Origin of the sequence: Streptomyces thermolilacinus SPC6 (assembly GCF_000478605.2) — a bacterium.
In the GTDB taxonomy this organism is placed as follows: domain Bacteria; phylum Actinomycetota; class Actinomycetes; order Streptomycetales; family Streptomycetaceae; genus Streptomyces; species Streptomyces thermolilacinus.
Window position 1 is genome coordinate 4,277,068 of record NZ_ASHX02000001.1, and the last position, 13,831, is coordinate 4,290,898.

The following is a 13,831-nucleotide window of genomic DNA, read 5'->3' on the forward strand; positions in this document are numbered from 1 at the left end:
CTCACATCCGGAAGACGCCGAAGCCGGGCGCCCCGGGCTCCCGCTGGGGGAGGGGGGCGTTGGCGCAGGCGGTCAGCGCCAGGCCCACGACCTGGCGGGTGTCGAGCGGGTCGATGACCCCGTCGTCCCACAGCCGGGCCGTCGCGTAGTACGCGCTGCCCTGCCGCTCGTACTGGGCGCGGACGGGCGCCTTGAACGCCTCCTCCGCCTCCGCCGGCCACTCCTCGCCGCGCGCCTCCATCTGGTCGCGCTTGACGGTGGCCAGTACGGAGGCGGCCTGCTCGCCGCCCATGACGGAGATCTTGGCGTTGGGCCACATCCACAGGAAGCGGGGGCTGTAGGCCCGGCCGCACATGGAGTAGTTGCCCGCGCCGTACGAGCCCCCGACGACGACCGTCAGCTTCGGCACGCGCGTGCAGGCCACGGCTGTGACCATCTTCGCGCCGTGCTTGGCGATGCCGCCCGCCTCGTAGTCCTTTCCGACCATGAAGCCGGAGATGTTCTGGAGGAACAGCAGCGGGATGCCGCGCTGGTCGCACAACTCGATGAAGTGGGCGCCCTTCTGGGCGGACTCGGCGAACAGGATGCCGTTGTTGGCGACGATCCCGACCGGGTGTCCGTGGATCCGGGCGAAGCCCGTCACCAGCGTCTGCCCGTACTCGGCCTTGAACTCCGCGAAGCGGGAGCCGTCGGTGATCCGCGCGATGACCTCGCGGACGTCGTACGGGGTGCGCGAGTCGACCGGCACCGCCCCGTACAGGCCCGCCGGGTCGGCCTTGGGCTCCTCGACCGGCTCCACCGTCCACGGCAGCGCCCCGCGCGCGGGGAGCGTCGCCACGATGTTCCGCACGATCCGCAGGGCGTGCGCGTCGTCCTCCGCGAGGTGGTCGGTGACCCCGGACGTACGGGAGTGGACCTCGCCGCCGCCCAGCTCCTCGGCGGTGACGACCTCGCCCGTGGCGGCCTTCACCAGCGGCGGGCCGCCCAGGAAGATCGTGCCCTGGTTCCGCACGATCACGGCCTCGTCGCTCATGGCCGGGACGTACGCCCCACCGGCCGTGCACGAGCCGAGGACGGCCGCGATCTGCGGGATGCCCGCGCCCGACATGCGGGCCTGGTTGTAGAAGATCCGCCCGAAGTGGTCCCGGTCCGGGAACACCTCGTCCTGCATCGGCAGGAACGCGCCGCCCGAGTCCACCAGGTACACGCAGGGCAGCCGGTTCTCCAGGGCCACCTCCTGCGCGCGCAGGTGCTTCTTGACCGTCATCGGGTAGTACGTGCCGCCCTTGACCGTCGCGTCGTTGGCGACGACGACCACCTCGCGGCCGCTGACCCGGCCGATACCGGCGATCACCCCGGCGGCGGGCGCCTGGTCGTCGTACATGCCGTTCGCCGCGAGCGGGGCCAGCTCCAGGAAGGGCGAGCCCGGGTCCAGAAGCGAATCGACGCGGTCGCGCGGGAGCAGTTTGCCGCGCGCCGTGTGCCGGGCGCGCGCCTTCTCGCCGCCGCCGAGCCGGGCGGCGGCGAGCCGCGCCCGGAGGTCGTCGGCCAGCTCCCGGTGCGCCGCCTCGTTGGCCTGCCAGGCCGCCGACGCGGGATCTGCCGCGCTCGTCAGCACAGGTGCCTGCTGCATCGTGTCGAGCCCCCTTGCCCGTACAACAGCGTTAATGAGCGTTAACGTGTGGACTTCAGGTTAACGACCGCTAACCGCGTTGTCTAGAATCGATCCATGACGACGAGGACCGACGCCCCGACACGCCGCGAGCAGATCCTCCGGGAGGCCGCCCGCCTCTTCGCCGAGCGCGGCTTCCACGGCGTGGGCGTCGACGAGATAGGCGCGGCGGTCGGCATCAGCGGCCCCGGCCTGTACCGGCACTTCGCGGGCAAGGACGCGATGCTCGCCGAGCTGCTCGTCGGGATCAGCGAGCGGCTCCTCGACGGGGGCCGCCGCCGCGTCGCCGAGTCCGACGGCGACCCGGAGGCACTGCTGTCGGCGCTGATCGACGGCCACATCGACTTCGCGCTCAACGACCAGTCGCTCATCACCCTGCACGACCGGGAGCTGGACCGCCTGCGGGACGCCGACCGCAAGCGCGTCCGCCAGCTCCAGCGGCAGTACGTCGAGCTGTGGGTCGAGGCGGTACGGGAGACCTACCCCGCCCTGGACGAGGCGGACGCGCGGGCGGCGGTCCACGCGGTCTTCGGCCTGCTCAACTCGACCCCGCACCTGGCGGGCTCCCTGACGGGCCGCCCCACCACGGCGGCCCTCCTCCACCGCCTCGCCCGAGGCGCCTTCGCGGCGGCCCCGGGCTCCCTGGACGCCGGCTGACCCGTACGGCGGACACCCGAAGGGCCGACCGGTCGCGCCACCGCTCGGCCGGCCGGGGCGTATGGCCGACGCGTGCCCGGGCCGGGGCTCGTGCGAGGGCGCGGGAAAGCGAGCGGCCCCCGCCCCGCTTCGGAAGCGGGGCGGGGGCCGTGTGCGGCGGGCTGTCAGACTCCGAAGGCGACGCACTCCGAAGCGACCCAGCCGTCGCGTCCGTTGACACGGATCGTGGACCACGAGTCGCCGCCGCCGCAGGACGTGTACCGCTGCCCTGTCGTCTGGCCGTCCCGGTCCGTGCCGCACGGCAGCTTGGCGCCCTTGGCCAGCGTGCCGATGAGCGTGTAACGCTGTCCCGGGCCGCTGCGGATGTTCACCGCGCCCCCGGAGACGTTGTACACGTAGCAGCTCGCCGCGCGCGCCGTCGCGGTGCTGTCCGCCCCGGCGAGCGGGGCGGCGGTCGCCGGGGCCACGGCCAGCCCGAGCATCCCCAGTGCGACGGCACCGGTGGCCGCCTTGTGACGCATACGCATGACATTTCCCCCTGTCAGTTTGGTCGACCAAGATCATCTCACAGGAGTGCCGCGCGCCTCGTACGCCGCCGGGGACGGGCCACCGCGTGCCCGACGCGTCTCAGCAGGCGTACGTCGTGCCGTCCGCCGCGAGGTTCCAGTTGCAGGGGCTGATGGAGCCGGTGGACGTGTTGTTGTCCGGGCTGCCGGGCGTCTTCAGGCGCAGGTCCGGGTTGCGGGACCGGCCGTCGTTGGGCAGCACGTGCCGCGCGTAGCCCCGGTAGATGTGGTGCCAGCCGCTGCGGTCCCGGTGGTTGGTGCCGCTGCCGGTGTGCACGTACGCCTTGGCCCCGGCGGGCAGGCTGTACGCGGGCAGGGCCCGGCCGTACGTGTTGCTGGCGATGTCCGGGACGTACCCGCCCGTGTTCACCGTCCGCGAGGTGACGTTCTTGATGATGAAGTACTCGCCGTTCAGGTTGAGCTGACGCCCGTCCCTCACGTCCGCGCCCGCCGTGTTGGGCCGCACATGGGTGATCATCAGCGCGCCCGTCGTGGAGGCCGCCTGCGCGTTCGTGGGCAGCGCCGCGAGGGACAGGGCGGCCGTCGCGAGGGCGACGACGCGTATCGCACGGTTCAAAGGGGTGCCTTTCTCCAGCGGTGCCGGGCACGGCGGCCCGGCCGTTCGGGGACTTCGCGTCCCGGGCGGTGGGGGTGGCGGCGCCAGTCTGCCCGCCCGTACGGGGGTTACCGGCGGGTTTCGCCGGAGGAGGGCCGAAGGTCGCTTGCGCACCCGTGGCGCCCACGCCGGGGAACACCTCGGCCACGGGGGGTGGCGGACGGCACAATGGGGGGATGCCGATACCCAGCCGCGCCGCCCTCGTCGAGCACCTCGTCCGTACGCGCATCGCGGGAGACGTCGCCACGCCCCGCGACAACAACCTCGCCCACTACCGCAAGCTCGCGAACGGCGACCGCCACTACTGGCTGGGTCTTGAGCTGGGCGACCGCTGGGCCGACGAGCAGGACGTCCTCGCCGTGATGGCCGAGCGGTGCGGGGTGAACGACGACCCGGCGCACCGGACGGGGCAGGACACGATCGACCCGGAGCTGACCGTGGACGCCCTGGACCGGATGGCCGCCCGCCTCCGCAAGGCCGCCGCGGGCCGGGAGCGGGTCCTCTTCGCGACCGGCCACCCCGGTGCGCTCCTCGACGTGCACAGCCGTACCGCCGCCGCGCTGCGCGCCGCCGGGTGCGACATCGTGCGCATCCCGGGCGGGCTCGTCGCCGACGAGGGGTACGTCGTCCAGTTCGCGGACGTCGCCGTGTTCGAGCGGGGCGCCACCCTGTGGCACACCCACTCGCCGGAGCCGATGAACGCGATCCTCGACGGGCTGCGCGCCCTGGACCAGCCCCTCCCGGACCTGGTCGTCGCTGACCACGGCTGGGCGGGCCGCGCGGCGCAGCGCGGCATCGACGCGGTCGGCTACGCGGACTGCAACGACCCGGCCCTGTTCATCGGCGAGGCCGAGGGCACGCTCCAGGTCGCCGTCCCGCTCGACGACCACGTCCTGGACCCGCGCTACTACGAGCCCCTGACCGCCTACCTGCTGAACGGCGCCGGGCTGCTCTGACCCGCGCCCGGCGCCCTCACCCGGGGACGCCGCCCTCACCTGGGGACGCGGATCACGCCCTCCTGGATGACCGTGATCGCCAGGCGGCCGTCCCGCGTCCAGATGCGTGCCTGGCCCAGGCCCCGGCCGCCCGAGGAGGTCGGGGACTCCTGGTCGTACAGCAGCCAGTCGTCGGCGCGGAACGGGCGGTGGAACCACATCGCGTGGTCCAGGGACGCGCCGACCACGTCCCCGACCGCCCAGCCCCCCCGCCCGTGCGCGAGCAGCACCGAGTCGAGCAGGGTCATGTCGGAGACGTACGTGGCGAGGCAGACGTGCAGCAGCGGGTCGCCCCAGACGGCGCCCGGCGGCGGGTCGTCCGCGAGCTTGCCGTTCGTACGGAACCAGACCTGCGAGCGCGGAGCGCGCGGCTCGCCCGGCGTCGCGTACGGGGGCTCGCCCGCGTACCGCAGGTCCACCGCCGCGCGGGCCTCCAGGAGCCGTTCGGCGATCTCCGGGCCGGTGAACCGGTCCGCGTACCGGGGGAGCGACTCCCGCGCGGTCGGCAGGGTCTCCGGGTCCGGCGCGGGCGGCATGTCCGCCTGGTGGTCGAGCCCGTCCTCGTACGTCTGGAACGACGCCGACAGGTGGAAGACCGGCCTGCCGTGCTGGACGGCGACCACGCGACGGGTGGTGAAGGACCGCCCGTCGCGGATGCGGTCCACGGTGTAGACGATCGGCGCGTCCGGGTCGCCCATGCGCAGGAAGTACGCGTGCAGGGAGTGCGGCGTCCTGGCGGCGGGCACGGTGCGGCCGGCCGCGACCAGCGCCTGGGCCGCGACCTGCCCGCCGAAGACCCGGGGCACGATCGCGGTGCGCGACCGGCCCCGGAAGATGTCCTCCTCGATCCGCTCCAGGTCGAGCAGGTCGAGGAGGTCGCCGAGTGCTTCGCTCACCGGTGGTTCACCTGGGTCAGAGGCCCATCGACTTGGCGATGATCGACTTCATGATCTCGCTGGTGCCGCCGTAGATGCGGTTGACGCGGTTGTCCGCGTACAGGCGGGCGATCGGGTACTCGTTCATGTAGCCGTAGCCGCCGTGCAGCTGGAGGCAGCGGTCGATGACGCGGTGCGCGACCTCGGTGCAGAACAGCTTGGCGGACGCGGCCTCGGCCGGAGTCAGCTCACCGGCGTCGAGGGCCTCCAGGGCGCGGTCGGCGACGGCCTCGGCGGCGTCCACCTCGGCCTGGCAGGCGGCCAGCTCGAACTTGGTGTTCTGGAAGTGGGCGACCGGCTTGCCGAAGACGGTGCGCTCGGTGACGTACTGCTGGGCGAACCGGATCGCGGCCTTGGCCTGCGCGTACGCGCCGAAGGCGATGCCCCAGCGCTCGGAGGCCAGGTTGTGGCCGAGGTAGTAGAAGCCCTTGCCCTCCTCGCCGAGCAGGTCCTCGACCGGGACCTTCACGTCCACGAACGCCAGCTCGGCCGTGTCGGAGGTGCGCAGGCCCAGCTTGTCCAGCTTGCGGCCGATGGAGTAGCCCTCGGACTTGGTGTCCACCGCGAACAGGGAGATGCCGAAGCGGCGGTCCTCGGCCGACGGGGCGGAGGTGCGGGCGCACACGATGACGCGGTCGGCGTGGACACCGCCGGTGATGAAGGTCTTGGCGCCGTTGAGGACGTAGTGCGTGCCGTCCTCGGAGAGCTTCGCGGTGGTCTTCATGCCCGCGACGTCGGAGCCGGTGCCCGGCTCGGTCATCGCCAGCGCCCACATCTCCTCACCGGAGACGAACTTCGGCAGGTAGCGCTTCTTCTGGTCCTCGGTGGCCAGCATCTTGATGTACGGCAGGGCCAGCAGCACGTGCACGCCGGAGCCGCCGAACGTGACGCCCGCGCGCGCGGTCTCCTCGTACAGCACGGCCTCGAACTTGTGGGTGTCCAGGCCCGCGCCGCCGAACTCCTCGGGGACGTTGATGCCGAACACGCCCAGCTCGCCGAGCTTGTAGTAGAAGTCGCGCGGCGCCTGGCCGGCGGCGAACCACTCGTCGTAGACCGGGACGACCTCGGCCTCGATGAAGGCGCGGATGGTGTCCCGGAACGCCTCGTGGTCCTCGTTGAATACGGTACGGCGCACGAGCCGCCTCCTTCGGTTCCTGTCCTGGTCCGGCCGGGTGTTCCGACGCTCCGGGCATGTGCCTAAGCGCTTGCTCAGCCTGTGTCAGTCGAAGTTACTCACCGGTCAGCCGGTCTGTCCAGACTCCGCGTCTGTGATCCAGAGCCCTTCGGCGGAGTCGTACAGGTACGCCGGCCTCCCCGCGGTCCCGCTCGTGCGGAAGGGCTTCCCGCCGTCGGTGATCCGCACCGTCCCCGAACGGCCCCCGGCGCTCCATTCCAGCTCCAGGTACCAGCGGCAGTCGCAACCCGCCGTCCGGGCGGAGACGAGCAGCTCCTCGGGGTCGGAGGAGGTGACCTTGTACGGGAAGGCCACGGACGGGATCGTCCGGACCTCGGCGCCGGAGGCGTCAAGGCCGTCGACGGGCCTCGCGAGCGGGCGCGGCCGGTCGAGGTCCACGGCGAAGTGGCGCGGTGTGACGGCGCCGCCGCAGCCGTTGTCCATCCGGTACGCGTTCCACGGCAGCGGCGCGGCCCGGTCGACCACGCGCACGTGCAGGGCCTGGAGGACGACGGCGTCGGACGGCGACCGGCCCTGGAGCGTGATCCGCACCAGCGCCTCCCCGCCGTGCACGGCACCGTGCGTCCGGGCCCACGCCCCGGAGTCGGCCGCGACCGGCGGCGGGGCGACCGCGCGGGGGGCCCGGTCCACGACGTAGGTGTGCCCGCAGCCGCCCTGCCAGAGCTGGGAGCCGATGGTCCAGGTGAAGGGGAGGGGGGCCGCGGTCCGCCCCGGAGGGGTGGAGGCGGGAGCGGGGGCGGAAGCCGTACGGGCGGGGTGGCCGAGCAGGGCGGCGGCGAGGGCGAGCACGACGAGCGTGACGGCGGCGGCGACGAGGAGGGGAGCGGGGGCGGCACGACGGGGGCGGGCGCGGGGCGCCTCCGGCGCGGTCGGTTCCGGGGCGGGGTCGGGTTTCGGTTCGGGCGCGGCCGGTCCGGGCGTGGGCGAGGGCACGGGCGGGGCCGTTCGGCGGCGGGCGCGGTCCGCCTCCGTCCAGGCCGCCTCCAGGGTCCGCCGTTCCTCCTCGTCCGCCCCGCACAGCAGGGCGAGGCGGTCGACCACGGCGAACTCCTCCGGGACGGTCGCGCCGGAGCAGTAGCGGTGGAGGGTGGACGCGCTGACGCTCAGGCGCCGGCCAAGCGCCTCGTAACTCCTCCCGTCCCGCGCCTTCAGCGCGCGGACGAGCCCCGCGAACTCCTCGACGGCTGCGTCCTTCGGCATTCCATCCCCCCGACCCTGCGTCCCAGTCTTCACGTTCTTGCACGTCAGCGGGGGTGGAATGGTTCCGGGACGGATGGTGGGCGCGTGATCGTTGCAGGCGGCGGGCGCCGGCCCCACGCTGGTTGAGCACTGACCGGAAGAACGACCCGACGGGGGATCCACCACCATGAACAAGCTCCGTACCGCACTCGCCACCGCCGCTGCTGCCGCCCTGGGCCTCGCGGCCCTCGCCACGGCCCCGGCGCAGGCCGCCGCCGAGCCCGCCTTCCTCGCCGCCTCCCAGATGCCGCCGTCGTCGACGCCGTGGACCGCCACCAAGGTCTTCACCGGCATCCCGGAGAACGGCGGCGCCCTCTGCGCCCCGTACAAGATCCCGGCGCAGAACACCCGCTACCGCGAGTTCAACACCGAGCTCGACACCAACGGCGTCCAGATCACCACCGTCGCCCGCACCGAGGCCGACGCCGTGAAGCTGGTCGACACCCTCCGCGAGTCCCTCGCCGGCTGCGGCTCCCTGCTGGAGCGGCAGAACCCGGGCCTGCGGGCCGTCAGCGCCTCCCACGGCAAGCTCGCCGTCGAGGAGGGCGCCTGGGTCTACAGCCTGGACACCGCCGACCCGCAGATCGGCAACAGCGACATCCACCTGTTCTCCGTCGGCCGCGACGGCCGCACCGTCACCTTCGTCCGCTGGGGCCAGATGGGCGACTTCAAGGACGCCCCGCTGACCGCCTTCCGCACCACGACGAAGACCGCCGTCAGCAAGCTCCACTGACCCGGGCGCTCCCCCGAGGGCTGACCACAGCTCGACAGCGGCGAGGCCGGAACCCGGCCGCGCCGCTGTCGTGCCCTCCGGCTCAGGAAGGTTTCGCGTTGCTGGGGGTCCAGTCCGAGCGTGGGCTCGTCCAGCAGGAGCACTTCGGCGCGGTGCACGAGGGCCTGGGCGATGGCGACGCGCTGCTGCTGTCCGCCCGAAAGCCGGTTGATCTCGTGGCGGGCGCGGTCTTCGAGCCCGACGCGCTCCGGGGCCTGCGGGGCGGCGCCACAGGCGGCGCTCTCGCTCATGCCCTTGAGTCAGCCCGCGTAGGCGACGTGTTCGTGGCAGGTCATGCCCGGCAGGAAGTCCGGCTTCTGCGGCAAGAATCTGGCCGGAATCGGCCCTGGACGGCAGGCGCGAACGGTGGTTGCGGCGGGTGTGCCGGAACTGCCCGCAGCTGCGGACGGGTTGGGTTTACGCTGCTGTCCGGCGGCCCCTTCTCCCTCCGCCGCCCCGGCCTTCACCCTGGAGCCCCTCTTGCGTCTGCGGACAGGCAGTGCCACCCGCCCGGTGTCCCTGCTCCTGTCGGCCGTTCTCGCGGCCGCGACGCTCACCGGCTGCGCGCTGCTGGAACTGGGCCGGGACTGCGAGGGGACCGACGGCCGGGTGAAGGAGGTGACGGCGCTCGGCATCCTCGACACCCGGCCCGAAGGGGCCACCGTCGCCCGGGGGTTCGAGGAGGTGGACGCGGGCTGCTGGGCCGACAGCGGCGACGTCGTGGTGTACGCCGACCGGACGCACGCCTTCCCCGGCACCCGGGCCGACGTGGCCGCGCACTACCGGACGGAGGCGGTACGGGACGGATGGGTTCCGGCCCCGGACGCCCTGCCCGGCGAACTGTGCTTCACCAGGGACGGCATGGCCCTGTCGGTCGTCTTCCTCACCGCCGAGCGCCTTCAGGAGGACGGTCACGGAAGCCGCCCCGACCTCACCACCGGGGCCGGATACTCGGTCGGCGTCGACGCGTACGTGAACGACGGTGCCGCTGCGGGCTGCTGACGGCCCCTGTTATCGTGCGCCGATGTCAACGATCACGCAGTTCCAAGTGACCTTCGACTGCGCGGAGCCCGCGCGTCTCGCCGCCTTCTGGTGCGAGGTGCTGGGGTACGTCGTGCCTCCGGTCCCGGAGGGCTTCGCCACGTGGGAGGAGTACCACCGCTCGCTGCCGCCCGAGGAGCAGGTGGTCTACTTCGCGTGCACTGATCCCGCAGGCGTGCGCCCGCGCCTGCTCTTTCAGCGGGTTCCCGAGGGCAAGGTCGTCAAGAACCGGCTGCACCTCGACGTGCGGGCCGGTGCCGGGCTCGTGGGTGAGGAGCGCCTTGCCACACTCGAGGCCGAGTGCGCCCGACTGGTCGCGCTGGGGGCGGTACATGTGCGAACGATGCTTGCCGACGGCGAGAACGAGTCCTGCATCGTGATGCAGGACATCGAGGGCAACGAGTTCTGCCTCGACTGAACCCGCCGGGGCGGCTGCGAGGTGCGGAGCCGTCCCCCGGACCCCTCAGGCCCGCACGCGGGGAACGGCCCTCGGGGGCTGCGCGATGCCTTGGACCGCACCGGCACCAGGCAAGCCCGTGCGGTACACGCACCCCCGAAGCCAAACCTGACGTGCGTCCCTGGGGGTAGATCACCAGCCTGTACCAGGCCGGTGGCGGGGATCGGGTTCGTCCTGATCACCCTCGCCGGGAGGTTCCCCAGGGCTCGTCCTTCGACTAGACCGGTGCCGCGTCGGGTGGCGAGGCCCCGCCACGCCGTGACGGGCCGCGGTTCACGCGGTCACGGCAGGTCGCCGTTGCGGAGGGACGTGATGAACGCGGACCAGGGCCCGGCGGGGAAGAGGAGCGCGGGGCCCTGGGGGGTTTTGGAGTCGCGGACGGGGATGCCGGAGGGGTGGTCATCCAGCACCTCGACGCAGCTGTCTGAATTCGGACCGCTGTACGACGACTTGCGCCAGCCGTGCAGTGCGGAAGCGTCGAGGATGCTGTGGTCAGTCATGGTGCCCGTAGTCCTTAGCGATTGTCCGCAACATGGCCAGCGACGCCTTCAGGGAGAGGGCGTCGCTCAGGGCCAGATCGTAGATGCCTTGCAGCTGTGCCACTACGGCCGGTGAGTCGTGCAGTTTGCCGGTGTGGTGCGCTTCTGTGTAAGCCGTTGGAGGTTGGTCCTCGAACCACATGAGCGTCAGCAAGCCTTGGCGGATCGGATGCGGCCCCGCGTCGTCGGAAAGTACATGCACACGGATGCGACCGGCTTCCCCCAGGCGGACGATGTGCATCGTCTGCTCGGCCATGACCTCGGGCCCGCCAATCGGGCGACGCAGCACCGCCTCGTCCAGCAGCGCCCACACTACGGGCGTCACCGGGTTGTCGAGGACCTTTGCTCGCTTGAGGCGTGTGACGACGTGCTTGTCACGTTCCTCGTCAGTCCTGGGAGGGAATCTCATGCCGAGAACTTCCTCTGCGTACCGCCGCGTCTGAAGGATTCCGGGCACGTACACGGGGGCGTACTCCCGGATCATCGTCGCCTGCTGTTCGAGCACTCGGGCGGGCTCGAAGTAGTCCGCGACTGTCTTGTCGTCCTCCGGCAGGAAGCTGCTGAGGACGTTTCCCGTGTTCAGGGCCCTGTCCAGGCGGCGGGCGTCCTCTCGGGACGGGACGCGGCGGCCCGCTTCGATGTGGGCGATGTGCGAACGGGTCATGACCGCGGTCTCGGCAAGCTGCTGTTGGGTGAGGCCCGCAGCCTCCCGTTGGGCCTTCAACCACTCCCCATAGATGTTGCTCATCGTCAACTCCCTTGTGACAAATGATCTGTCACATCGAAACCCCTGGTCAGCGTAGCCCAGCCGACTCCAGGCTGTGAGTGAATCGCTACAGAGCGAAGGCGCCCTCCAGGGCGTCCCGCTCGCTTCCGCCTGGGCCCGTACGCACAGGACCCCCGCGACCGCAGGAACGGCCCGGGGGCGTGGCCCTCAACTGACCAGGAGTTGACGACGTGTCGCACTGTATCGCCCGCATCCTCGACCCGCTGCTGCGGCTGCTGTGGCCCGCGCCGCCCGCCCGCCATCGCGCGGTACCGTCCCCGGCCGCTCTGCCTGTCCGTACGTCGCCGCCGCTGCCGCCCCGGCCCACCCGCGCCCCGGAGCCGTACTACACGGGGGAGGACAGCGCGCTCGTCCGCCCGTACCTGCTCGCCCACGAGCAGCGGGCCGAGGAGCGCCGCAGGCGGGCGCGGCGGCGGACGCTCTGGCTCGCCGTGCACGGCATCGACCTGGGCCCTCGCGTCATCCACGGAATCGAGATCACGGCATGAACGACCACACCACCGGGACCGCCCGCCTGCTGCCCTGGACCGGCTCCGGGGGCAAGCCCTGCTACCTCATCGGCGACGGCAAGGGTTACATCTCCAAGGTCGCCGACCGGATCGAGAGCGTCCAGCTCGGCATGGCCGCCGAACTCCTGGGTCACGTGGCGGAGTTGCTGAGCGACCGTAGGGCGACCTCCGACCAGCTGCGGTACGCCGTCGCCCGCATGGCCGAGTCGCTGCGGGACGTGCACCGCATCGCGGAGAGCCGAGGGGCGCGCTTGTCGGCGGAAGGCCCCGCCGAAGAGGCCGCGCCCGCGTAGGGCCTCACGCGCCGGGTCGTACGCGGCTCAGGGCGAACCACAGCTCCATGCGGGTCTGCGCGTCCTCCAGGTCCGCGTCCAGCAGGGCGGCGCAGCGGGCGACGCGCTGGCGGACCGTGTTGCGGTGGACGCCCAGGGCGGTCGCCGTGCGGTCCCAGCCGCCGTGCAGGGACAGCCAGACCCGCAGGGTCTCCAGCAGCGCCGGGCTGTCCAGGAGCGGGCCCAGCAGGGTGCGGGCGTGCGCGTCCGCCTCGGCCGGGTCCACCAGGGCGTCCAGGCCGCCCGGCCGGTGGCGGGCCAGGCCCGTGTGCGCGGCCTCCGCGCGGCGCAGGGCGCGGGCCGCCTGGGCGTCGGCGGCCTCCAGCGCGTCCGGGCCCGCCGGGGCGCTCACCCCCAGGGTCCAGCCCGGCTGCGGCGCCACCTCGCGGCCGACCGGGAGCAGCGCCCGTACCGTGCCCTCGGCGGCGTCCACGAGCGGGGTGCCCAGCGCGGGCGGCGGGGCCTGCGGGTCGCCCCCGCGCGCGTGGACCACCGTCCAGGGCGCGTCGCCCAGCAGCGGCGCCACCTCGTCGGGGCGGGCGCCCAGCAGGAGCCGTACCAGCGCGGCCGACCGGGTGGCCTCGTCGGCGCCCTGGTGGGGCGCGGTCAGCAGGGACAGCAGCACCATGGCCGTCTCGGCGATCCGCTGGTCGGCCTCCTCGTGCCGCGCCAGCGCCAGCCCGAGCGTCAGGCCCTCCCGGCCGGTGCCGAGGCTGTACGCGGCGAGCCGCACCTGACCGGAGGCGCCGGGCCCGCCCGTACCGCTGATACCGCCCGCGCCCGTGCCGCCCGCGCCCGGCACCGCGCCCGGCATCGTGTCCGCCGCCGACGACGGGCGCCGCTCCGCCCGCGCCACCACCGCCACCAGCCGGTCCAGCGCCGCCGCCTCCTCCGGGGTGAGCCCCCGTCCGGCCGCCGCGTACTCGGTGCCGTCCGGCGCGTACAGCGCGGCCCGCCCGCCCAGCCGCCCCGCCAGCACCTTCAGCACCGCCGGTACGGGACCGGGCCGCGCGGCGGCGGTGGCCAGCGCCCGCTGCGCGTCCGTCACGCGGCGCAGCTCGTGCAGCCGCGCGTCCGCCATCAGCCGCCACACCGCCCGCGCGACCGCCGCGAACGTCGTGCCCGGCTCCACCTCCACCAGCGGCAGCCCGTGCCGCGCGCACGCCTCGGCCAGCGCGTCCGGCACCGTGTCGTACACCGGCGTCACGCCGAAGCCCAGCGCCGCCGCGCCCGCCCCGGCCGCCCGCGCCACGAACCGCTCCGGGTCCGCGCCCGCGTCCGCCAGCTGCACCCCCGCCGTGAGCAGCAGCTCCCCGCCCAGCAGGTACGGGTACGGGTCGGCCATCTCCGAGGTGTGCACCCAGTGCAGCTCCGTCGCCGGATCGCCCGCCACCAGCCGCAGCCCCAGCTCCGGCCGGGCCAGCAGCGCCGCCAGCCGCACCGGCGGGGCGAACGGCACCAGCGGCTCGCCCGGGGCCCCGTATCCCACCATGGACGCTTCCTCCATATCGCGACCCTC

16 protein-coding genes and 1 pseudogene are annotated in these 13,831 nt (G+C 73.2%); 7 read left to right on the forward strand and 10 right to left on the reverse strand.

What is annotated here, in order from left to right; genetic code table 11:
• Position 1: 1 nt before the first annotated feature.
• Positions 2-1,633, reverse strand: coding sequence for a carboxyl transferase domain-containing protein (locus tag J116_RS18570; RefSeq protein ID WP_028964239.1), 1,632 nt, complete (start codon positions 1,631-1,633; stop codon positions 2-4).
• Positions 1,634-1,729: 96 nt separating this feature from the next.
• On the opposite strand from J116_RS18570, the gene J116_RS18575 reads away from it, so the two are divergent.
• A complete protein-coding gene (locus J116_RS18575) occupies positions 1,730-2,329 on the forward strand; it encodes an SACE_7040 family transcriptional regulator (RefSeq protein ID WP_023588573.1) in 600 nt (199 codons plus the stop codon).
• A 164-nt stretch (positions 2,330-2,493) separates the two neighbouring features.
• Here J116_RS18575 and J116_RS18580 read toward each other — a convergent pair whose 3' ends face one another.
• Both J116_RS18580 and J116_RS18585 read right to left on the reverse strand, forming a co-directional pair.
• On the reverse strand, positions 2,494-2,856 hold the full coding sequence (locus J116_RS18580) for an SH3 domain-containing protein (RefSeq protein WP_028964240.1): 363 nt from the start codon (positions 2,854-2,856) through the stop codon (positions 2,494-2,496).
• A 100-nt stretch (positions 2,857-2,956) separates the two neighbouring features.
• Positions 2,957-3,472, reverse strand: a complete 516-nt coding sequence (locus tag J116_RS18585) for a hypothetical protein (protein ID WP_023588575.1) — start codon at positions 3,470-3,472, stop codon at positions 2,957-2,959.
• A 215-nt stretch (positions 3,473-3,687) separates the two neighbouring features.
• Here J116_RS18585 and J116_RS18590 point away from each other — a divergent pair, with 215 nt between their 5' ends.
• Positions 3,688-4,467, forward strand: coding sequence for a phosphatase (locus J116_RS18590; RefSeq protein ID WP_023588576.1), 780 nt, complete (start codon positions 3,688-3,690; stop codon positions 4,465-4,467).
• Between the two features lie 35 nt (positions 4,468-4,502).
• On the opposite strand, the gene J116_RS18595 is transcribed toward J116_RS18590, so the two are convergent.
• The 3 genes from J116_RS18595 to J116_RS18605 all read right to left on the reverse strand — a co-directional run bounded on the left by J116_RS18595 (position 4,503) and on the right by J116_RS18605 (position 7,836).
• Entirely contained in the window at positions 4,503-5,402 is a 900-nt protein-coding gene (locus J116_RS18595) for an acyl-CoA thioesterase (RefSeq protein ID WP_023588577.1), read from the reverse strand.
• A gap of 16 nt (positions 5,403-5,418) precedes the next feature.
• The gene (locus J116_RS18600) at positions 5,419-6,576 is read right to left on the reverse strand and encodes an acyl-CoA dehydrogenase family protein (RefSeq protein WP_023588578.1); all 1,158 of its coding nucleotides are present in this window, start codon (positions 6,574-6,576) and stop codon (positions 5,419-5,421) included.
• Positions 6,577-6,681: 105 nt separating this feature from the next.
• Entirely contained in the window at positions 6,682-7,836 is a 1,155-nt protein-coding gene (locus J116_RS18605; RefSeq protein ID WP_023588579.1) for a helix-turn-helix domain-containing protein, read from the reverse strand.
• A 166-nt stretch (positions 7,837-8,002) separates the two neighbouring features.
• Between J116_RS18605 and J116_RS18610 the strand changes: the two genes are divergently transcribed.
• A complete protein-coding gene (locus tag J116_RS18610; RefSeq protein WP_023588580.1) occupies positions 8,003-8,608 on the forward strand; it encodes a hypothetical protein in 606 nt (201 codons plus the stop codon).
• 131 nt (positions 8,609-8,739) lie between these two features.
• Here J116_RS18610 and J116_RS31515 read toward each other — a convergent pair.
• Positions 8,740-8,898 (reverse strand): annotated as a pseudogene (locus J116_RS31515) (ATP-binding cassette domain-containing protein); the annotation flags it as partial.
• A 229-nt stretch (positions 8,899-9,127) separates the two neighbouring features.
• Here J116_RS31515 and J116_RS18615 point away from each other — a divergent pair.
• Positions 9,128-9,649 carry a hypothetical protein gene (locus J116_RS18615; RefSeq protein ID WP_023588581.1) on the forward strand — a complete coding sequence of 174 codons (522 nt, stop codon included), beginning with the start codon at positions 9,128-9,130 and terminating at the stop codon, positions 9,647-9,649.
• Between the two features lie 22 nt (positions 9,650-9,671).
• Positions 9,672-10,106: a VOC family protein gene (locus J116_RS18620; RefSeq protein WP_023588582.1), complete on the forward strand. Its 435-nt coding sequence runs from the start codon at positions 9,672-9,674 to the stop codon at positions 10,104-10,106.
• Positions 10,107-10,426: 320 nt separating this feature from the next.
• Here J116_RS18620 and J116_RS18625 read toward each other — a convergent pair whose 3' ends face one another.
• Entirely contained in the window at positions 10,427-10,645 is a 219-nt protein-coding gene (locus tag J116_RS18625) for a DUF397 domain-containing protein (RefSeq protein WP_023588583.1), read from the reverse strand.
• Positions 10,638-11,432, reverse strand: a complete 795-nt coding sequence (locus J116_RS18630) for a helix-turn-helix domain-containing protein (protein WP_023588584.1) — start codon at positions 11,430-11,432, stop codon at positions 10,638-10,640. The genes J116_RS18625 and J116_RS18630 overlap by 8 nt, the downstream gene beginning before the upstream one ends.
• A 209-nt stretch (positions 11,433-11,641) precedes the next feature.
• Between J116_RS18630 and J116_RS18635 the strand changes: the two genes are divergently transcribed.
• Together J116_RS18635 and J116_RS18640 are read left to right on the forward strand one after the other, a co-directional pair.
• On the forward strand, positions 11,642-11,959 hold the full coding sequence (locus tag J116_RS18635; RefSeq protein ID WP_023588585.1) for a hypothetical protein: 318 nt from the start codon (positions 11,642-11,644) through the stop codon (positions 11,957-11,959).
• Positions 11,956-12,273 carry a hypothetical protein gene (locus tag J116_RS18640; RefSeq protein ID WP_023588586.1) on the forward strand — a complete coding sequence of 106 codons (318 nt, stop codon included), beginning with the start codon at positions 11,956-11,958 and terminating at the stop codon, positions 12,271-12,273. Before J116_RS18635 ends, J116_RS18640 begins: the two co-directional genes overlap by 4 nt.
• A 4-nt stretch (positions 12,274-12,277) precedes the next feature.
• Here the strand turns inward: J116_RS18640 and J116_RS18645 are convergent, their stop codons facing one another.
• Positions 12,278-13,804 carry a PucR family transcriptional regulator gene (locus J116_RS18645; RefSeq protein WP_023588587.1) on the reverse strand — a complete coding sequence of 509 codons (1,527 nt, stop codon included), beginning with the start codon at positions 13,802-13,804 and terminating at the stop codon, positions 12,278-12,280.
• Between the last annotated feature and the right edge of the window lie 27 nt (positions 13,805-13,831).

Coding starts and splice junctions, on each gene's coding strand:
- J116_RS18580 (WP_028964240.1), bottom strand. CDS start 2,856: ATGCGTATGCGTCACAAGGCGGCCACCGGTGCCGTCGCACTGGGGATG.
- J116_RS18620 (WP_023588582.1), top strand. CDS start 9,672: ATGTCAACGATCACGCAGTTCCAAGTGACCTTCGACTGCGCGGAGCCC.
- J116_RS18605 (WP_023588579.1), bottom strand. CDS start 7,836: ATGCCGAAGGACGCAGCCGTCGAGGAGTTCGCGGGGCTCGTCCGCGCG.
- J116_RS18630 (WP_023588584.1), bottom strand. CDS start 11,432: ATGAGCAACATCTATGGGGAGTGGTTGAAGGCCCAACGGGAGGCTGCG.
- J116_RS18640 (WP_023588586.1), top strand. CDS start 11,956: ATGAACGACCACACCACCGGGACCGCCCGCCTGCTGCCCTGGACCGGC.
- J116_RS18610 (WP_023588580.1), top strand. CDS start 8,003: ATGAACAAGCTCCGTACCGCACTCGCCACCGCCGCTGCTGCCGCCCTG.
- J116_RS18625 (WP_023588583.1), bottom strand. CDS start 10,645: ATGACTGACCACAGCATCCTCGACGCTTCCGCACTGCACGGCTGGCGC.
- J116_RS18575 (WP_023588573.1), top strand. CDS start 1,730: ATGACGACGAGGACCGACGCCCCGACACGCCGCGAGCAGATCCTCCGG.
- J116_RS18645 (WP_023588587.1), bottom strand. CDS start 13,804: ATGGTGGGATACGGGGCCCCGGGCGAGCCGCTGGTGCCGTTCGCCCCG.
- J116_RS18590 (WP_023588576.1), top strand. CDS start 3,688: ATGCCGATACCCAGCCGCGCCGCCCTCGTCGAGCACCTCGTCCGTACG.
- J116_RS18570 (WP_028964239.1), bottom strand. CDS start 1,633: ATGCAGCAGGCACCTGTGCTGACGAGCGCGGCAGATCCCGCGTCGGCG.